Here is a 15,945-nt window from a genome sequence, read left to right as displayed (position 1 = left end):
CTCCTTTTGATTTTTGAGGGGGTTGCGTAGGTTGGGTTGAAGAATGAAACCCAACATCAACATCATAGGTTTTTGTTGGGTGGCGCTACCGCTTAACCCAACCTACAGTATGATATCAATTATCTTTTTCCTAGAAGTATAATATGAAGATAATCAAATTACTCACTTTTCTGCTACTCCTTTTGATTTTTGAGGGGGTTGCGTAGGTTGGGTTGAAGAATGAAACCCAACATCAACATCATAGGTTTTTGTTGGGTGGCGCTACCGCTTAACCCAACCTACAGTATGATATCAATTATCTTTTTCCTATAGGTATAATATGAAGATCATAAAATTACTTACTATCGCCCTATTGAGTTTCTTTTTAATCCTAGGAATTAATATTTTATCTCCTGTTTTCGCAGAATCTTCTGCTTCTAATTTAGTTCAGCAAGGAATCCAATTATTACAACAAGGAAAAGCTGAAGCAGCATTAGAAATTTGGGAACAAGCAGAAGTTATTTATCGTAAAAATAAGAATCAAATTGGTATTATCGGCACTCAAATTAATCGAGCTTCTGCTTTAACAAGTTTGGGTTTTTATCGACGTTCTTGTAATACAATTCTACAAGCATTTGGCAATGATTTAGAATGCGATCGCTTAACTACAAATGACCTAGAAAATTTTCTGCTAAAGTTTCAAACATCAAATCCTAATCTCAATTTTCAGGGTTTACAAAGTTTGGGAAATGGATTGCGGGCGATTGGCAAATTGGAATTATCTCAACAAGTTTTAGAAGCAAGTTTTGCCTTGGCAGATTCTAACAATAGCAAAAGTCAATTATTGCTTAATTTAGGCAATAATTTCCTTTCTCAAGCCCAAGGTATTGCTAATATTAATCTCAGAAGAAGAAAAGAGGAAGAAGCACTTCAAGCTCTAGTCGAACAAGGTTTATCTAATTATCAAGAATCTGCCACTATTTCTCCTGAAAAATTAGTTCAAATTCAAGCAACTATTAATCATCTTAGTTTGATGCTCAAATTTAGACAATGGTCTAGAGAACCTCGCGATATTTGGCTGCAACCTTATATAAAATTTCAGATTGAAACTTTACCCCAAATTATTCAAACTTTAAATCAAATTAATCCCACTCCTGACTCGATTCAAGCAAGAATTAAATTAGCAGAAATTTTTATTGATTTTGAGGAAATAGATCCTAAATCAACCTTAGCTAAACTTAAGACTAATTTGGCTGAACTTACTCCAGCTAACGAACTATTAAATCGGGCAATTCAGGAAGCAAAAATTATTAATAATTATCGTTTAGAAGCTTATGGAATTGGCATTCAAGGCAAACTGAGCCAAAAGAATGGAGGCTTGGAAAAGGCACTAAAATTGACAAATCAAGGATTAGCGATCGCTCAAAAAGTATCCGCTGCTGATATTGCTTATCAATTCCAAGAACAATTAGGGGATATTTTCATTCAGCAAGGAAAAACCCCAGAAGCACTCTTAGCTTACAAATCTGCTTTTAATACTTTGCAAGTTTTACGACGAAACTTGGTAGCTTTAAATCGAGATATTCAGTTTGATTTTCGCGCTAGCGTTGAACCCCTATATAGAAAATTGGTGGCATTACTACTGCAACCAGAAACAGACTCAACTCAACCAAGTTTGCAAAATCTCAAAGCTGCTCGTGAAGTGATTGAATCTCTACAATTGGCAGAATTGGATAACTTTTTCCAAGATGCTTGTGTTAATGCTGAGGATATTAATATTGATGAAATTGATGAAAATGCAGCGGTTATTTATCCAATTTTATTAGAGAATCAATTAAGTGTTATTCTTAAGTTGCCTGGTGTTGATAATTTTCGTTATGCTTCAGTAAGTGATAGGGACTTTGAAGCGAAATTTAAGGAAAACCTATTCTTGCTGCTAGTTTACATTAGAAGTCAAGAAGAAATTAGCGTTCAGTCAAATGCAAATCAACTTTATCAGTGGTTAATCAAACCATTTGAAAAAGACTTGGAAACAAATCTAGAAAACGACACGAGTCAAATTAAAACCTTAGTTTTTGTCTTGGATGGGTTACTCAGAAATATCCCCATGTCAGTGTTGTATGATAGCGAACGGGAACGATATCTAGTTGAACGATACGCGATCGCTATTGCTCCTGGTTTGCAATTGGTCGATCCCAAACCATTATTAAAAGAGCAGCTACGAGTATTAACTGCGGGAACAGGTCAACAAGCACCAAGTTTTGAGCAGGAAGGTTATGGTCGCTTGCCTAATGTTGAACAGGAACTAGAAGCAATTCAAAAAACAATACCACAATCTGAACAATTAGCAGATGAAAATTTCACGAAAATTAATATTCAAGACAAAATTAATTCTGCACCCTTTAGTATCGTCCATATTGCAACTCATGGACAATTCAGTTCTAATCCTGATGATACTTTCATATTAGGATGGGATGAACGTATTAATGTTCGGGATTTAGATCGACTGCTTCAGAGTGATAATTTGCAGCGATCGGATCGAGCAATAGAATTATTAATTTTAAGTGCTTGTGAAACAGCACTGGGGGATACGCGAGCAGCATTGGGTTTAGCTGGAGTTTCTATTAGAGCTGGCGCTCGTAGTGTTGTAGGGAGTTTATGGAGGGTAAGTGATGCGTCTACAGCAGAATTAATGAAACAGTTTTATCAACAATTATTGAAATCTGATAGTTCACAACTGAAAAAAGCAGAAGCACTACGTCAAGTTCAAATGAGATTTATTAACGGAGAAATTGAACCAGATTTTAATTACAATATACCCTATCATTGGTCATCATTTATTCTTGTTGGTAATTGGTTATAGTTAGGGTTTGCACTCAAAAGTCTTTTTGTTGAGGTAGGGAGTAGGTCGGAGGGGCGATTCGCGAATCGCCCGTACAGGAGTAGTTAAGAATTAGGAGGAGCAGGGAGTTGTAGAAGAGTAATCGTTCATCATAGCCACAGGACTTACGCAGAACCAGCATCTCTTGGTGCGCGTTCCCTCTCTTGGTCAGCATTCCCTCACAGGAGTGCGCGTTCCCTCTCTTGGTCGGCGTTCCCTTGCGACTGGCGTCGTCGCGGGGTCCGACCGCTTGCGTCTGACGCCGACGCGGGGTCGCACCGCTATCTAGTAGGGGTGATTCGCGAATCACCCCTACAGACGGTGTATGATTTGATATTTTGCGTAAGTCCTGAGCCACTTAAATTTTCTGCCTCGCGTTACTCCAAAATGCTTAATTTTTCAGCTTTATTAACACAAAAGCTGGTACTTCTTCCCGACCTAAAGTTTCTCAAACCTTTATATGTAAATGCTTTTATATTTAATCAGCAAGCCCTAGTTAAACAATTGTATTAAATGCAGATGGTCTATAAAGTCTTACAGCTCATTCCAGTGTGATGAATTATTTAATTATTAATAATTAAATAATTCGCGCCTTGAAGCCTCCCCTTGGATAGGGGAAAAAAGCGGTCCTTGGATGGCGAGGTCCCCTCGCCATATCCAATCAACCAAGAGAAGAAATAATATCTCCTTATATTCAATCAAGAGCGGTTTTAACCTTCTTGTAATTATCAATTATCCATTATCAATTATCAATTAATGAAAGTAGCACTAGCTTTTTTAATAGTTTTTGAAGTATAGAATTAAGTTTTAATTCTTTTTGACAAAATTTAATAAAACCACCGTACCAAACTTATATGGAATAGGCTGAAAAAGCAAGAAAAAATCTTATAATTCTTTTACTGATACTTCTAATTCGTCTACTAATTTTTTTAGTTCTAATTGTTCATGGGAGAAGAAGCTTTCTGATTCTTCATCAACTGAACTTTCCTCTTCCGATAAGAAGCTTCCTACTTCTTCTAATAATTCATCTAATTCTTCTAAAATTATTCTTCTTTGTCTGTGTAAACTATTTGTTTGCCTTGGAAATTGTTCTACTTCTGATTTTTCATAGGAGAAGAAGCTTTCTGACTCTTCTTCCCCAAGTTGAACAGGTTGAGTCTGCTTTGTTAAGGACTTCTTTTCCGACACTAATGTTTCCAGTTCCATATCAGTGAGTTCCTCGAATAAGGAGTTCAGATTTTGTTTGTTAATGTGTTTTTTGGCTGTTGTTGTAATTGCAATGATTTGGTTTTTCACGGTTTTTCGTTTCCTGTGTTTGAACTAATTGTTTTAATCATCACCCTTTTTTTTGGTGATAGTTGTGATTTGTAAGGAAAATTACGGTGATATTTTGGTTGGGTTTGAGTGAGTCAGGGACTATCGAGAGAGTGAGTCACAGACTACAGCAAACTGAACTAAATCAGTGCCCTGGTGTGACGATCATCACTATACTTAGGGTTTGCGCTCAAAAGTCTTTTTGTTGAGGTAGGGAGTAGGGGCGATTCGCGAATCGCCCCTACGACTCCTGACTCTTAATTAACTATCTAATTACCAAATAATTAAGGTTTAAAGCCTCTCCTTTAAAGGAGAAACAAGAAAATATTTTCCTTTTATTCAATCCTATCCGTTTTTAGGGAGAGGTAATTATCAATTATCAATTATTGAAACCAATGCTACCGGATTTGATATGACTCCTTCTTCAGAGTATTTCTCTTCAGTAATTTTTTACAAAAAAAAAGAGTAGGGATAGACTCTTGTCATATCCCTACTCTCAACAAAATTAAAATTTTCAGCCAAGGTAAAACCTAATTACTAAATCCCGATCGCCATACTATTTAAACACACCAGAAACAGATAATACTTCAGACTCAGGAAGTCTGGGGAAGAAAGCTCCTTTAGCAAACAGTTGAGGATTAGCTTTAGCAAAAGTGTATGATTGACGTACCTGAGTATTTACTGCAACTGTCTTAGCATCATACATCCGAGTTGCCATCTTAGGATATAAACCAATTCCGATAATCAAAGCTAAGAAACAAGCAGCGATCGCTACTTCTCTTGGTTTAGCATCTGTATAAACAGCTTTCGCAGGTAACACACAGTTAGTACCAAAGCAAACTGCCTCATCTAGAATTTCATTTTCATAAGGAGTATCTTTGAGGATACAAGCTGGTGCTTGACCAGTGCTGTAGAACATTTGACGCAACATGGAGAGTAGATAGATAGGAGTCAATATCAGACCAACTGCTGCCAAGAATACTGTCACTGTACGGAAAGTAGAGCTGTAAACATCGCTGCTAGTCACACCAACAAATACCATCAGTTCGCTAGCAAAACCACTCATTCCAGGAAGAGCTAAGGATGCCATTGCACTAACTGTAAATAGAGCAAATACTTTTGGCATTACTTGACCAAGACCACCCATTTCGTCTAATGACAAAGTGTGGAGACGATCGTAAGTTACACCTGCGAGGAAGAACAATACTGCAGCAATTAAACCGTGAGAAATCATCTGTAGTAAAGCTCCACTTACTCCCAAGTCAGTGAAGGAAGCAATACCTAACAACACAAAACCCATGTGAGCAACAGAGGAGTAAGCCAAACGGCGCTTCATGTTAGATTGGCCGAAAGAGTTTAAGCCACCGTAAACAATATTAACAACACCTAGAATTGCCAGAATAGGAGCAAAGTAAACATGGGCATCAGAGAGCATTTCTAAGTTAAGGCGAATTAATCCATATCCACCCATTTTCAGCAATACACCAGCAAGAATCATTGAGACAGGTGCAGAAGCTTCGCCGTGAGCATCAGGTAGCCATGTATGTAGAGGGAAAACAGCTAACTTAACTCCAAAAGTAATTAGTAATCCTGCGTATATTAGAAGTTCAAAAGCTATTGGATAATCTTTCAGACCTAGTTCCACCATGTCAAAGGTAATATTGCCACCACCGTAGAGGGCCATTCCCAAAGCTGCCACCAGAATAAATATAGAAGCGGCTGCTGTGTAGAGCAAGAATTTTGTTGCAGCGTAGCGACGCTTTTTACCACCCCAGATTGATATTAGTAGGTAAACAGGGACCAATTCTAGTTCCCACATAATGAAGAGTAACATTATGTCTTGAGCAACAAACACCCCTATTTGGGCAGAATACAGAACCAGCATCAAGAAATAAAAAAGACGTGGTTTGTAATCTACTTGCCACGCCGCGAATATTGAGAGTGTTGTTACTAGGCCAGCTAAGAGTACCAGTGGCATAGATAGACCGTCTACTGATACTGCCCAACTTAAACCTATTTGAGGGAGCCAAGCATATTTTTCGACGAGTTGAAAACCAGAGTCACTGGCATTGTAGTTGTTCCAGAAGGCGTAGCACATTAAGGCAAAGTCTGCGATACCTACGCCAAGGGCATACCATCTCATGGTTTTTCCGTTTTTATCGGGTATGAGGGGTATAAGTAGGGCTGCCAGAAGGGGCAGTAGGACTATAGTGGTGAGCCAGGGAAATTGAGTTGCCATCATAACAGTGAGAACAAATACTTACCTTTGTTTTTTTTTTATATTACTAAATTTTGTAAACCTTTGTAAAGATGTTTGTAAATAAATCTAAATATGTATCTTAAATGACAGTATAAGCTAAACTTATGATAATTGGATTATCATTTTTTCTCGGTTGGGCCTATAGCGCTACGCGCAACTCAGAAGTCAGAAGTCAGAAGTTGTTTTTGTCACGGGGATTATGAGCAACCGACTGAATTAACTAGGGTTTGCTGAAAAAAGCAGAATGTGGGGAGAGTGGAGAGTGTGGGGAGACAGAGAAATTCGGAGGAACAATCTAGCTCTCAAAACCCGCCCTCTAATACCATTTATCAAATACTTTTCTATAGTTTCTTGAGTAGGGGAGTAAAGGAGTGGGGGAGCAGAGGAAAAGTACACATAATAACAATTAACATTAAATTGTTAATAATTAAGGAAGAAGTTATTTCCCCTGTGTTAATTACTTAATCACTGAAGTGTCATCCAGGTATAGCATTAATGCATGGGAATTGGTATAATATTGTATTTATTTATGCTCACCTACTTAGAAGCTGTTTGAGAAGTATTGCATAGAACCGATGAATCCGCGCAAACCTAACCCCCCTGCCCCCCTTCCCTACAAGGGAATGGGGGTTTCAAAGCCTTTCTCCTCGCAGGAGAGAGGTTTGGAGAGAGGTTTTTATGAGTTTACAAACAGCTTCTTAGCAGTAGCTTTTTAAATAGTTTTTGATGTATGGAATTAAAGTTTCATTTTCGTTGAGCAAATCTACATAGAATCACTATACCAGAATTACATGGAATAGGCTGCAATATTACTTATAAAAAACATAAAATGAGTCAAACCAAAGGCATTTTAAGTTCTTCATAGTTTATTGAAAGTATCCGGAAGAGAACCGTAATTTTAACTAAACATTACTCAATCTTTAAACTATATTTTTGTCGTTAAATTAACGCTAAATCTATATTCAGAAATTGTTTTGGCTGTTTTTTTTGTGTTTTTATTAGCTATAAAAATATATTTTTTTGATGAAGTTACGCCAAAGGTATTGCAATTCGCTAAAAAAAACTAGCTATGCTGTTAATAGTTAAGCGAAAAAACACAACTTACAACTAGCTAAAGAAAGAAAAAATTATGAATTACAACTTATTTTCCAAATACCAACTTTCTAGTTCTCTGGCAAAAGTAACTTCAGTTGTCAAGACTTCTGTATTAGCAACTGGGGTAATGATTGGAGTTTCTACAGTGACTCCTGCTCATGCAGTAAGTTTCACTCTTGATGAGTTCACAGGTACAGATGCTCAAGTTAATGTCACTTTAGAAGATCAAGCAACAGATACAGTTAGATTCACCTTAGAAGTTGATCCTACTAATACTGGCAATATTGGAGACATTACCGGACTGTTTTTTAATGTTGCAGATGACAACTTAATCGGCGATTTTACTCTTACTCCTTTGAGAGCAAATCCTGGTCCTAACGACTTCGATTTTCTATTAGACCAATCAGGGTCAACCACAGATAGGAACAATGATGTTGCTAATAACGTTAATCTTAACGGTGGGGGAACTCAAAGAGATTTTGAACTCGGTATCCAAATTGGTAACAGTGGCGGTCTTCAAGGAGGTAGGGATGATTTTCAATCCATCACTTTTGACCTTACAGCAAGTGGATTCGATCTCAACGATCTAATTAGCCAAAATTTTGGAGTACGTTTACAGAGTGTTGGCCCAGATCGCGAAGGTTCTAGCAAGCTAGAAGGACTTGTTTCTTCTGGTGGTGAAGGTGGTAACGGAGATATGGAATCTACCCCAGAACCATCTACGATATTAGGTCTAAGCTTACTAGGTGGAGCATTTGCTGGTTTACGTCGTCAAAAAAATAACTAAGCTATTACTCCATAAATTAACTAAATCAAATTCAGTTTAATTAGGGTTTACTTATTAATAACAGGGAAATAAGCAAATTTGTCCGATAAACAAATTTAACTACATCTACATTGACAAAAGAATATGAACCAAAATTTTTAAAGGAGCAATTACTCAATTGCTCCTTTATTTTACCGAATAATTAAGGTTTAAAGCCTCTCACTCGCCGTGGAGAAACAAGAAAAAATTTTCCCTACCGCGTCAATCATCTTCCTTTTAGGGATAGGTAATTATCAATTATTCATTATCAATTATCAATTATTGAACCTATTGTTCATCCTCATAAAAACGATAGAAAAGATTCTGATTTTTAAAACCATGTCTATCTACAACATGATGAATTAAGCCACGGTCTATTAATAATTGACCAAGAGAAATTGCTTGATTTAAGTTAAGTTTTTGAGTTTCCATTAACCACTTTACTGCCTCAGAACCAACAAAACATTTTGAGTAGGTATCCCACCGATGTTGGCGGTCTTTAATTGATACTCCATTAAGACCGCGCATTTCCTCAACTAAGGTATCTATATCTATATCTATATTTATGTTTTTGTTAATTTGATTATTGAGAGAATCTTTAGTCAATACTTTTGCATCATCCTCTTCATCTATATCTAACTGAGAAATATTATTTTCCAACTTAAATTGAACACTATCAGGATAATAAAGTTCTACGTGAGGAGGAGAATTTTTCCGCATCCAAGTTTCAATCATTTGCTCTATTTCAGGGGACTTTAAATGCAAATCTCTTTGAGGGAAAGGAATTTCAACTTTATATCTTCGTAGACTTGCTTCAATGCGATAATTTAACTCACTTTTGAGTTGAGATTGTTTCCGTGGTTCTCTAGTCCAAACCAATAAATCAAAATTTAGAGAACTATCACCAAATTCTTGAAACCAAAGTTGTGGGGAGGGATGTAATAATACTTCTGGATGACTTTTGGCTACTTCTAAAATAGCTTTCCTAACTGACTTAATATTGGAACCATAAGCAACACCTATCGGTATTTTCATTCGAGAAATAGGGTTGCCATGACTCCAATTTAAAACTTCATTTTCTAGAAAACGAGAGTTAGGAACAATTAAAGAAACTTTGTCTAAAGTTGTAATGTGAGTGCTACGCAAACCTATTTTTTCAACAATACCTACTAAATTTTCTACTTGAATAAAATCACCTACTTGAATTGGTCGCTCAAAAACTAGAATAATACCACTTATAAAATTGTTAGCAATATTCTGGAGACCAAAACCTATACCTACACCAAGAACACTAGCAATAATAGCCAAAGAACTAATATCTATACCCCAAAGTTGTAGGATAATTAGTATACCTAAAAAAATCAATCCATATCTAGTTAAGAAACTGATTGTATCTTGAACACTTCGGTCTGCTCCTGTTAAACCAATAATTTTTGTTCTAAAGATATTAATAAAGTACCCAACTCCTTTCCACATTATTATGGTTAATCCAATCAAAGTAACCACATCAACAATGGAAAGACCTTTGTTGCCTAAATTAAAAATAGGAGAAGTAAAACTATTACCTAAAATCTCTAATAGCAGATTACGATAGTCGCGAGTAAATGGTATTATATAGGTGATATAAAGTATGATACCTACCCACACTATTACTCTGATAGAAATTGCCATGAATGGCAAAAGTTTTGGTAAATATTTGACAATCTGAGGATATTTTTCCTCACAAATTTTGTTTATTTTAAACTCAAGCCATCTTAAAAATAACTCTAGGACTACGGCTGCTAAAATTAAAAAAATACTGATTAATAATACTTTGAATAGGTTGGGAGACTGAGTATCTTTTTTTGCTGATTCAAAACCGTCTTCAATTTTATATTTCCAGATGGCTGCTTGTTCCTCTGTGTTGATTCCTGCCTTAACATCTTCAGCAGTTATTGTTAGTAGATCGTCATTATTAATAGCCAGAATAATCTGCTGGTGTTTCTTGTATATATTTAACTCTATAGATTCACCTGAGGTGAAGATATTTTCTAATTTTGAACTGATTATTTCTGCTCGTTTAGTAGCGGTCAAATTTTCCTCTTCATTACCTGCTACTTCAAACAAGTCTTTACCATTCAATTCTACTGGAGCTGTTTCTAAATCATTATTATTGGCTTGTCCCCAAGCTGGTACTATAAAAAATAGTAAAGGTATTAAACAAGCAATGATTAATATTTTGAAAATTTGTCTTGTAGCTGTTTTTCGGTTTGCGGAAATAATCAAGGGATTATTTTTTGCGAGAGGGCGACTACCTAGTTCACTTTCTGTTACTTTTGTCAACTTTAGCCACAAATATTTATGCCACATACTCACCCTCGAAAACTTCCAATGAATTTTTCATTATCAACTATTTATTTATGTGGAAAAACTGATGCACTAAATTTGCTAATTTTTCAGCACTATCTTTTACTATTATAATTTTTTATCCTACCATAAACTTTGAGATAATTAAGAAAAATGAAACTATTACTGAAGCAAACTTGCTCTATTATTTAGAAATCCCTGGGAGTTATTCATAAGGGTTTAGCGTTTGGCGAACTTTTAGATAATAGAATTTTGGTTAGAACTCACCACAAAACTGGAACTGTGTGGATGTCCAGTATGTTTAATTCTATTGCTTCCTATTGTGACTTAAAATTTTATACAAATAGAGGCAAAAAGTATTTTAGATGTCCATATACAGTTCATTAAGGATTTTTTGAAGAAGGAAGAAGAAGGAAGAAGAAAGAATAAAGAAGGAAAGTATATGAGTCTATAGATTAATGCAGGTCACTTAAGGATTTTTTTTGGCAGTTCTGTAATCTCAAGAGCTACTAATCATGGTTCCATACCTTATAAGTTTTAGTTTTATATGAAGGGTATTGGTATATAAGGTCAGACAAAAACCAGCAGTGGAAATAATATTTTAAACCCAATTCACAAAGAAAGAGTTGTTGCCCTATTTGATGATGTTTTGATTAAACCTGAATTATGACAAACTAAGATTGGTTGGCTTGATGGATAATCAAAATATTTCCAACACAATTGATTTTTAAAGTCAGAGTTCATACTTACTTTATCTAAGTTATTAGAGCTAATGTCTTGATTACTTTTTCCCTTATTAATAATAATTGCAAGCATTCAGCCACCAGCCATTAGTTATTAGATACCTGTCTTGAGCGGGGGAATTAGTATTGAGAGATTGAGCGATAATTAAAAGTATCAATAAAAGCTCATAACTTAGCATTCGTTCTCTTTAGAGATTGTTTGTCAAATAAGTATTAAGAGATTAAATAGGGTTTGCTGAAAAAGTCTTATGGATTCAGGTATGAGTCAGGAGTCAGGAGACAGGAGACAGGAGACAGGAGAAATGGGAATTATAGAGGAGGTAGAAGGAATTATTGTCCCTTGATTTTTCTACCCTTGAGATACCAAAATCCTAGCTTTATTAGTCTCTCAAGCTCAAAAAGTTCTACTTTTTTCGTTCCAAAAAGGCTTTAGCCTTTATCTGTCAATGCTTTTAGATTTAATCAGCCAGCCCTAAATAGTAACTAAAATCTAAAAACAGTAAGACTTCAAGGGATTGAAATCTGGTAGATATAGAGATGGAAAGGCACATATATTCCTAGATTTAAATGTGACAAATAATTGTCTTAATTTCTCCCTCCCTATACCCTATACCCTATACCCTAAACAGTGAGAGAAAGGTACATATATTCCTAGATTTAAATGTAACAAATAGTTGTCTTTATTTCTGCCTCTCTATTCCCTATTCCCTATATTTGATAAATTAATGAATTTCATAATTCTGTGCCACTTCAAATAAAAGTTAGTATAAAAAGCTGAAAGCTGAAAGCTGAAAGCTGAGAGCTGACTGCTAATAGCTGAATGCTTATGAATAATTTAATTACTTAAAAATTGATGAACTAAATTTGCTAATTTTTGATGACTATCTTTTACAGCTAAACTTTCTGCTCCTACAGCCATTTTTTGTAACTTTTCTGATGATTTTAATAACTCCAAAACTTGAGTCTGGAGTTTTTCTACAGTCAATTCTGACTGAGTAAAAACTAAGGCAGCATTCTGACTAGAAAAAACCTTAGCATTATAAGCTTGATGATTATCCGCAGCATAAGGATAAGGAATTAAAATGGATGGTGTATGAGTAACTGCTAATTCTGTTAAACTACCCGCCCCCGCGCGACTAATTACCAAATCAGCCCGCTGAAATAAACCAGCCATATTATTATAAAATGTCATGGGAAAATACTGGGGATGTTCTACACTAAAAGCATCCGGATCGTTTTCCCCTGTTTGATGAATAATCCAAGCTCCAGTTTCTACCCATGCTGGAATACATTTTCTCACTAATTGGTTAACTGCTACTGCTCCTTGAGAACCTCCAACAACTGCAATGACAGGAACATTTTCTGGAATGGGTAAATCTAAGGATTGGGGAGACAAAAATTCTTCTCTCACAGGAGTACCCACATACACAGTATTCCTAGAAGGAAGATATTTTGCCCCTTCCTCAAATCCTACTGCCACAACATTACATAAACGACTAAACCACCGCGTCACCTTCCCAGGCAAAACATTAGATTCGTGGAGTATAACTGGTAAACCCAGGGAACGAGCTGCAATAATTGCTGGAGCTGCTATATAACCACCAGTAGTAAACAATCCTTTAAATTGGCCATCTTTAAGTATACGTCTTACTTGTAGAATAGATCCAATAAGTCTACTTAAAATCTTGAAAGTCCCCAGGCCCAATTTCTGCTGAAAGCCTTCAACTGATATAGTATGGAGAGGATACTGGGATGGTACTAACTTAGTTTCTAGACGGTCAGGAACTCCTAGCCATTCAATATGATAATCCTTTAATTGGTTAGCAGCGGCGATCGCTGGAAATAAATGTCCCCCAGTGCCACTTGCTGCGATTAACAGCTTAACAGGTTTATTGGTCAAGGTTTCTGTCTCCCTGGTATAACAACAAATTAAGTCAAAAGTTAAAAGTTAAAAGCGAGATAAATTGAGAATTTCTGTATTGTAATTTATTTGACCAGAAAATAAGGTCTATAGCTTCCTCTTGAAAGGGGATAAAAAGCAGTCGTTTAGCTAACACATAACGCGCGTTAACGCTCCGCAATTCAAGTCGCGAAGCGGACCGTAGGGTGGGATGGCGTTTCCCGGAGCGACTCTGCACTCTTCGGGAAACCTCGCCATATCCAATCCACTAAGAGAAAGAAAATTCAGTATTTCCAGTCTCCCTATTGCACGAGATACTGTTAACTGTTTTGCTATCGAGTATGTTTGCGGAGTATTCCGTCAGGAAAAAACGCAGTTACGACTTAGGATACTAACTGATAACTAAAATGAGTTTTACAAGAGGTCTAATATCTCATTATTGTTCATTACAGTAGTAACATTGGGCAAAAATTCAACTAATGGCCATAGAACTTGGTTCTAATCGCCAGAAAATTTTCAACCAACAACTTTTATAGGTTAAAAATGATTATTTCTCAAATCCCATTTCGTCCGCAAAGCAAATTTTTGATGAAATTTAAGCAATTATCAACAACATTATCTAGTTCATTATTACTTGGTTTAACGGTTTTTTCAGGAATAGTTTTATCCCCTGATTTGACTTTAGCTCAAGGTAGGTATCAAACACCTGAAGAACTGACAGATCTATTGAAAAAAATTGATAGAGCTGCCAGTCGTCAAGACTTGGAAGATGTCATGGATTTTTATAGTAATGATTTTACTAATTCTGATGGTTTAAATCGGGAAAGTTTAGAAGCAGCTTTAGATAATTTTTGGCAACTCTATAAATCAGTTAGATATCGGACAACAGTTAAATCTTGGGAAACTGATGGTGATGCCATTGTGGCGGAAACTATCACCTATATTACTGGTGTCCAAGAAATGAAAGATAGAGATATAACTTTAAAGTCTACTATTACTTCTAAACAGCGCTATGAAAATGAAAAAATTGTTGAACAAGAAATTTTAGCCGAGCGTAATCAGCTAACATCAGGAAAAAAACCACCTATTGTTAATGTGAATTTGCCAGAAGAAGTAGAAGTAGGTGAAAAGTATAATTATGATGTGATTGTTGAAGAGCCTTTGGGCGAACAAATTATGTTAGGAACTGCTTTTGGAGAACCAATTAATGAAAATTCTTATAATTTTGAACCGACTAATTTTAAATTAGAAGTATTGTCTTCTGGCGGAATTTTTAAAATTGGTGAGGCTCCAGAAAATTCTGAGGATCGATGGTTGTCAGCAGTTTTAATGCGAAAAGGAGGTATTACTATTAGTACCTATCGTTTACGAGTTATTGTAGAGGAAACAGAAAAAAATTAATAATTAACAATTAATAATTACCTCTTATTCAAAATTCGAGCATTAGATCAAAAAAATTTTTTCTTTTTTATCCCTGTAGGATAAAAGTCCTTAACACAGCTAAGAAGAGGATTGGACTTTTCGATAAAAATTAAATTTTTAAATTTTAAATGTTTGCTGTGAGTGAAAATGTGGTACGGCTTAATTTTCATCTCTTTTATCTTTTGGCTATTGCTGAAAATCTGATAAATCTGTACCTCATAAACTTATAATCTGCTGTAAAAATTTAGATAAAACAATAAATTATAATAGTAAAAATGATTTCTGTTGAAGATAAAATAGTTTTAATTACAGGTGCCAGTAGTGGTATTGGAGAATCTTGTGGGAATGTATTTGCTCAATCGGGAGCTAAACTAATTTTAGCTGCTCGTCGCCAAGAAAAACTAGAAAAACTTGCTGAAGAATTAACTAAAAAATTCCAGACTAAAATTTATTTATTAAAGTTAGATGTACGCGATCGCCTAGCAGTTGAATCAGCAATAAATTCTTTACCTGAACCTTGGAAAGATATTGATATTTTGATTAATAATGCTGGTTTAAGTCGCGGTTTAGATAAACTCCATCTCGGTGACTTCAACGATTGGGAAGAAATGATAGATACTAATGTTAAAGGGTTACTATATATGACTCGTTATATAGTGCCAGGAATGGTCAGTCGAGGTCGAGGCCATGTAGTTAATATTGGTTCTATAGCTGGTCGTGGGGCATATCCTGGAGGTAATGTTTATTGTGCTTCTAAAGCTGCTGTTAGGGCAATTTCTGAGGGTTTAAAACAGGATTTATTAGGAACTCCAGTCCGAGTAACTGAAATTCAACCAGGTTTAGTAGAAACAGAATTTAGTGAAGTTAGGTTTCATGGAGATACAGAAAAGGCTAAAAATGTTTACAAAGACTTGACACCTTTAACAGGAGATGATATAGCAGATTTAGTTTTTTTCTGTGTGACGCGATCGCCCCATGTCAATATCAGTGAACTATTGGTAGTCCCCACAGATCAGGCTAATGCAACAATGGTTCATCGACATAATACGAGCAAAATAAAACAGGAAAATTAAATTGATTATTTCCGGAGTTAATAGATAAATATGGGAAAAAGAAAAGGTAGATGCACCCTGATAGATAACCTCCGCCATTATTGGTGGAGGTTTTTTTTACTCCTAAATAAAACAGGAAAATTAAATT

The 15,945-nt window shown here is 35.7% G+C and carries 9 protein-coding genes; 4 read left to right on the top strand and 5 right to left on the bottom strand.

Annotated elements, in window-relative coordinates:
• Positions 1-319 precede the first annotated feature (319 nt).
• Positions 320-2,842 carry a CHAT domain-containing protein gene (locus F6K22_RS06455; RefSeq protein WP_293094796.1) on the top strand — a complete coding sequence of 841 codons (2,523 nt, stop codon included), beginning with the start codon at positions 320-322 and terminating at the stop codon, positions 2,840-2,842.
• Positions 2,843-3,745: 903 nt separating this feature from the next.
• On the opposite strand, the gene F6K22_RS06450 is transcribed toward F6K22_RS06455, so the two are convergent.
• Together F6K22_RS06450 and F6K22_RS06445 are read right to left on the bottom strand one after the other, a co-directional pair.
• Complete coding sequence (locus tag F6K22_RS06450) at positions 3,746-4,066, bottom strand: hypothetical protein (protein ID WP_293094793.1); 321 nt, start codon at positions 4,064-4,066, stop codon at positions 3,746-3,748.
• Positions 4,067-4,730: 664 nt separating this feature from the next.
• Positions 4,731-6,416 (bottom strand): NAD(P)H-quinone oxidoreductase subunit 4, encoded by a 1,686-nt coding sequence (locus F6K22_RS06445; RefSeq protein ID WP_293094790.1) that lies wholly within the window; start codon positions 6,414-6,416, stop codon positions 4,731-4,733.
• A 1,147-nt stretch (positions 6,417-7,563) separates the two neighbouring features.
• Between F6K22_RS06445 and F6K22_RS06440 the strand changes: the two genes are divergently transcribed.
• On the top strand, positions 7,564-8,316 hold the full coding sequence (locus tag F6K22_RS06440; protein WP_293094788.1) for a PEP-CTERM sorting domain-containing protein: 753 nt from the start codon (positions 7,564-7,566) through the stop codon (positions 8,314-8,316).
• Positions 8,317-8,622: 306 nt separating this feature from the next.
• On the opposite strand, the gene F6K22_RS06435 is transcribed toward F6K22_RS06440, so the two are convergent.
• From F6K22_RS06435 to murG, 3 genes are all read right to left on the bottom strand, one after another.
• Complete coding sequence (locus tag F6K22_RS06435) at positions 8,623-10,683, bottom strand: mechanosensitive ion channel domain-containing protein (RefSeq protein WP_293094786.1); 2,061 nt, start codon at positions 10,681-10,683, stop codon at positions 8,623-8,625.
• Between the two features lie 609 nt (positions 10,684-11,292).
• Positions 11,293-11,496: a hypothetical protein gene (locus F6K22_RS06430; protein WP_293094783.1), complete on the bottom strand. Its 204-nt coding sequence runs from the start codon at positions 11,494-11,496 to the stop codon at positions 11,293-11,295.
• Positions 11,497-12,258: 762 nt separating this feature from the next.
• Positions 12,259-13,323: an undecaprenyldiphospho-muramoylpentapeptide beta-N-acetylglucosaminyltransferase gene (gene murG, locus F6K22_RS06425; RefSeq protein ID WP_293094781.1), complete on the bottom strand. Its 1,065-nt coding sequence runs from the start codon at positions 13,321-13,323 to the stop codon at positions 12,259-12,261.
• A gap of 543 nt (positions 13,324-13,866) precedes the next feature.
• Between murG and F6K22_RS06420 the strand changes: the two genes are divergently transcribed.
• On the top strand, positions 13,867-14,724 hold the full coding sequence (locus F6K22_RS06420; RefSeq protein WP_293094778.1) for a Cif family virulence factor: 858 nt from the start codon (positions 13,867-13,869) through the stop codon (positions 14,722-14,724).
• A 296-nt stretch (positions 14,725-15,020) separates the two neighbouring features.
• Positions 15,021-15,818 carry an SDR family oxidoreductase gene (locus F6K22_RS06415; RefSeq protein WP_293094775.1) on the top strand — a complete coding sequence of 266 codons (798 nt, stop codon included), beginning with the start codon at positions 15,021-15,023 and terminating at the stop codon, positions 15,816-15,818.
• The last annotated feature ends 127 nt before the right edge of the window (positions 15,819-15,945 follow it).

This window comes from Okeania sp. SIO2F4 (assembly GCF_010672385.1).
GTDB lineage: Bacteria > Cyanobacteriota > Cyanobacteriia > Cyanobacteriales > Microcoleaceae > Trichodesmium.
The sequence above is the reverse complement of the archived record's forward strand: the minus strand, read 5'-3'. Positions and strand labels throughout refer to the sequence as shown.

Excerpts from the sequence above, each read along its gene's own strand:
- F6K22_RS06415 (WP_293094775.1), top strand. The coding sequence starts at position 15,021 with ATGATTTCTGTTGAAGATAAAATAGTTTTAATTACAGGTGCCAGTAGT.
- F6K22_RS06445 (WP_293094790.1), bottom strand. The coding sequence starts at position 6,416 with ATGATGGCAACTCAATTTCCCTGGCTCACCACTATAGTCCTACTGCCC.
- F6K22_RS06420 (WP_293094778.1), top strand. The coding sequence starts at position 13,867 with ATGATTATTTCTCAAATCCCATTTCGTCCGCAAAGCAAATTTTTGATG.
- F6K22_RS06435 (WP_293094786.1), bottom strand. The coding sequence starts at position 10,683 with ATGTGGCATAAATATTTGTGGCTAAAGTTGACAAAAGTAACAGAAAGT.
- F6K22_RS06430 (WP_293094783.1), bottom strand. The coding sequence starts at position 11,496 with ATGCTTGCAATTATTATTAATAAGGGAAAAAGTAATCAAGACATTAGC.
- F6K22_RS06450 (WP_293094793.1), bottom strand. The coding sequence starts at position 4,066 with ATGGAACTGGAAACATTAGTGTCGGAAAAGAAGTCCTTAACAAAGCAG.
- F6K22_RS06440 (WP_293094788.1), top strand. The coding sequence starts at position 7,564 with ATGAATTACAACTTATTTTCCAAATACCAACTTTCTAGTTCTCTGGCA.
- F6K22_RS06455 (WP_293094796.1), top strand. The coding sequence starts at position 320 with ATGAAGATCATAAAATTACTTACTATCGCCCTATTGAGTTTCTTTTTA.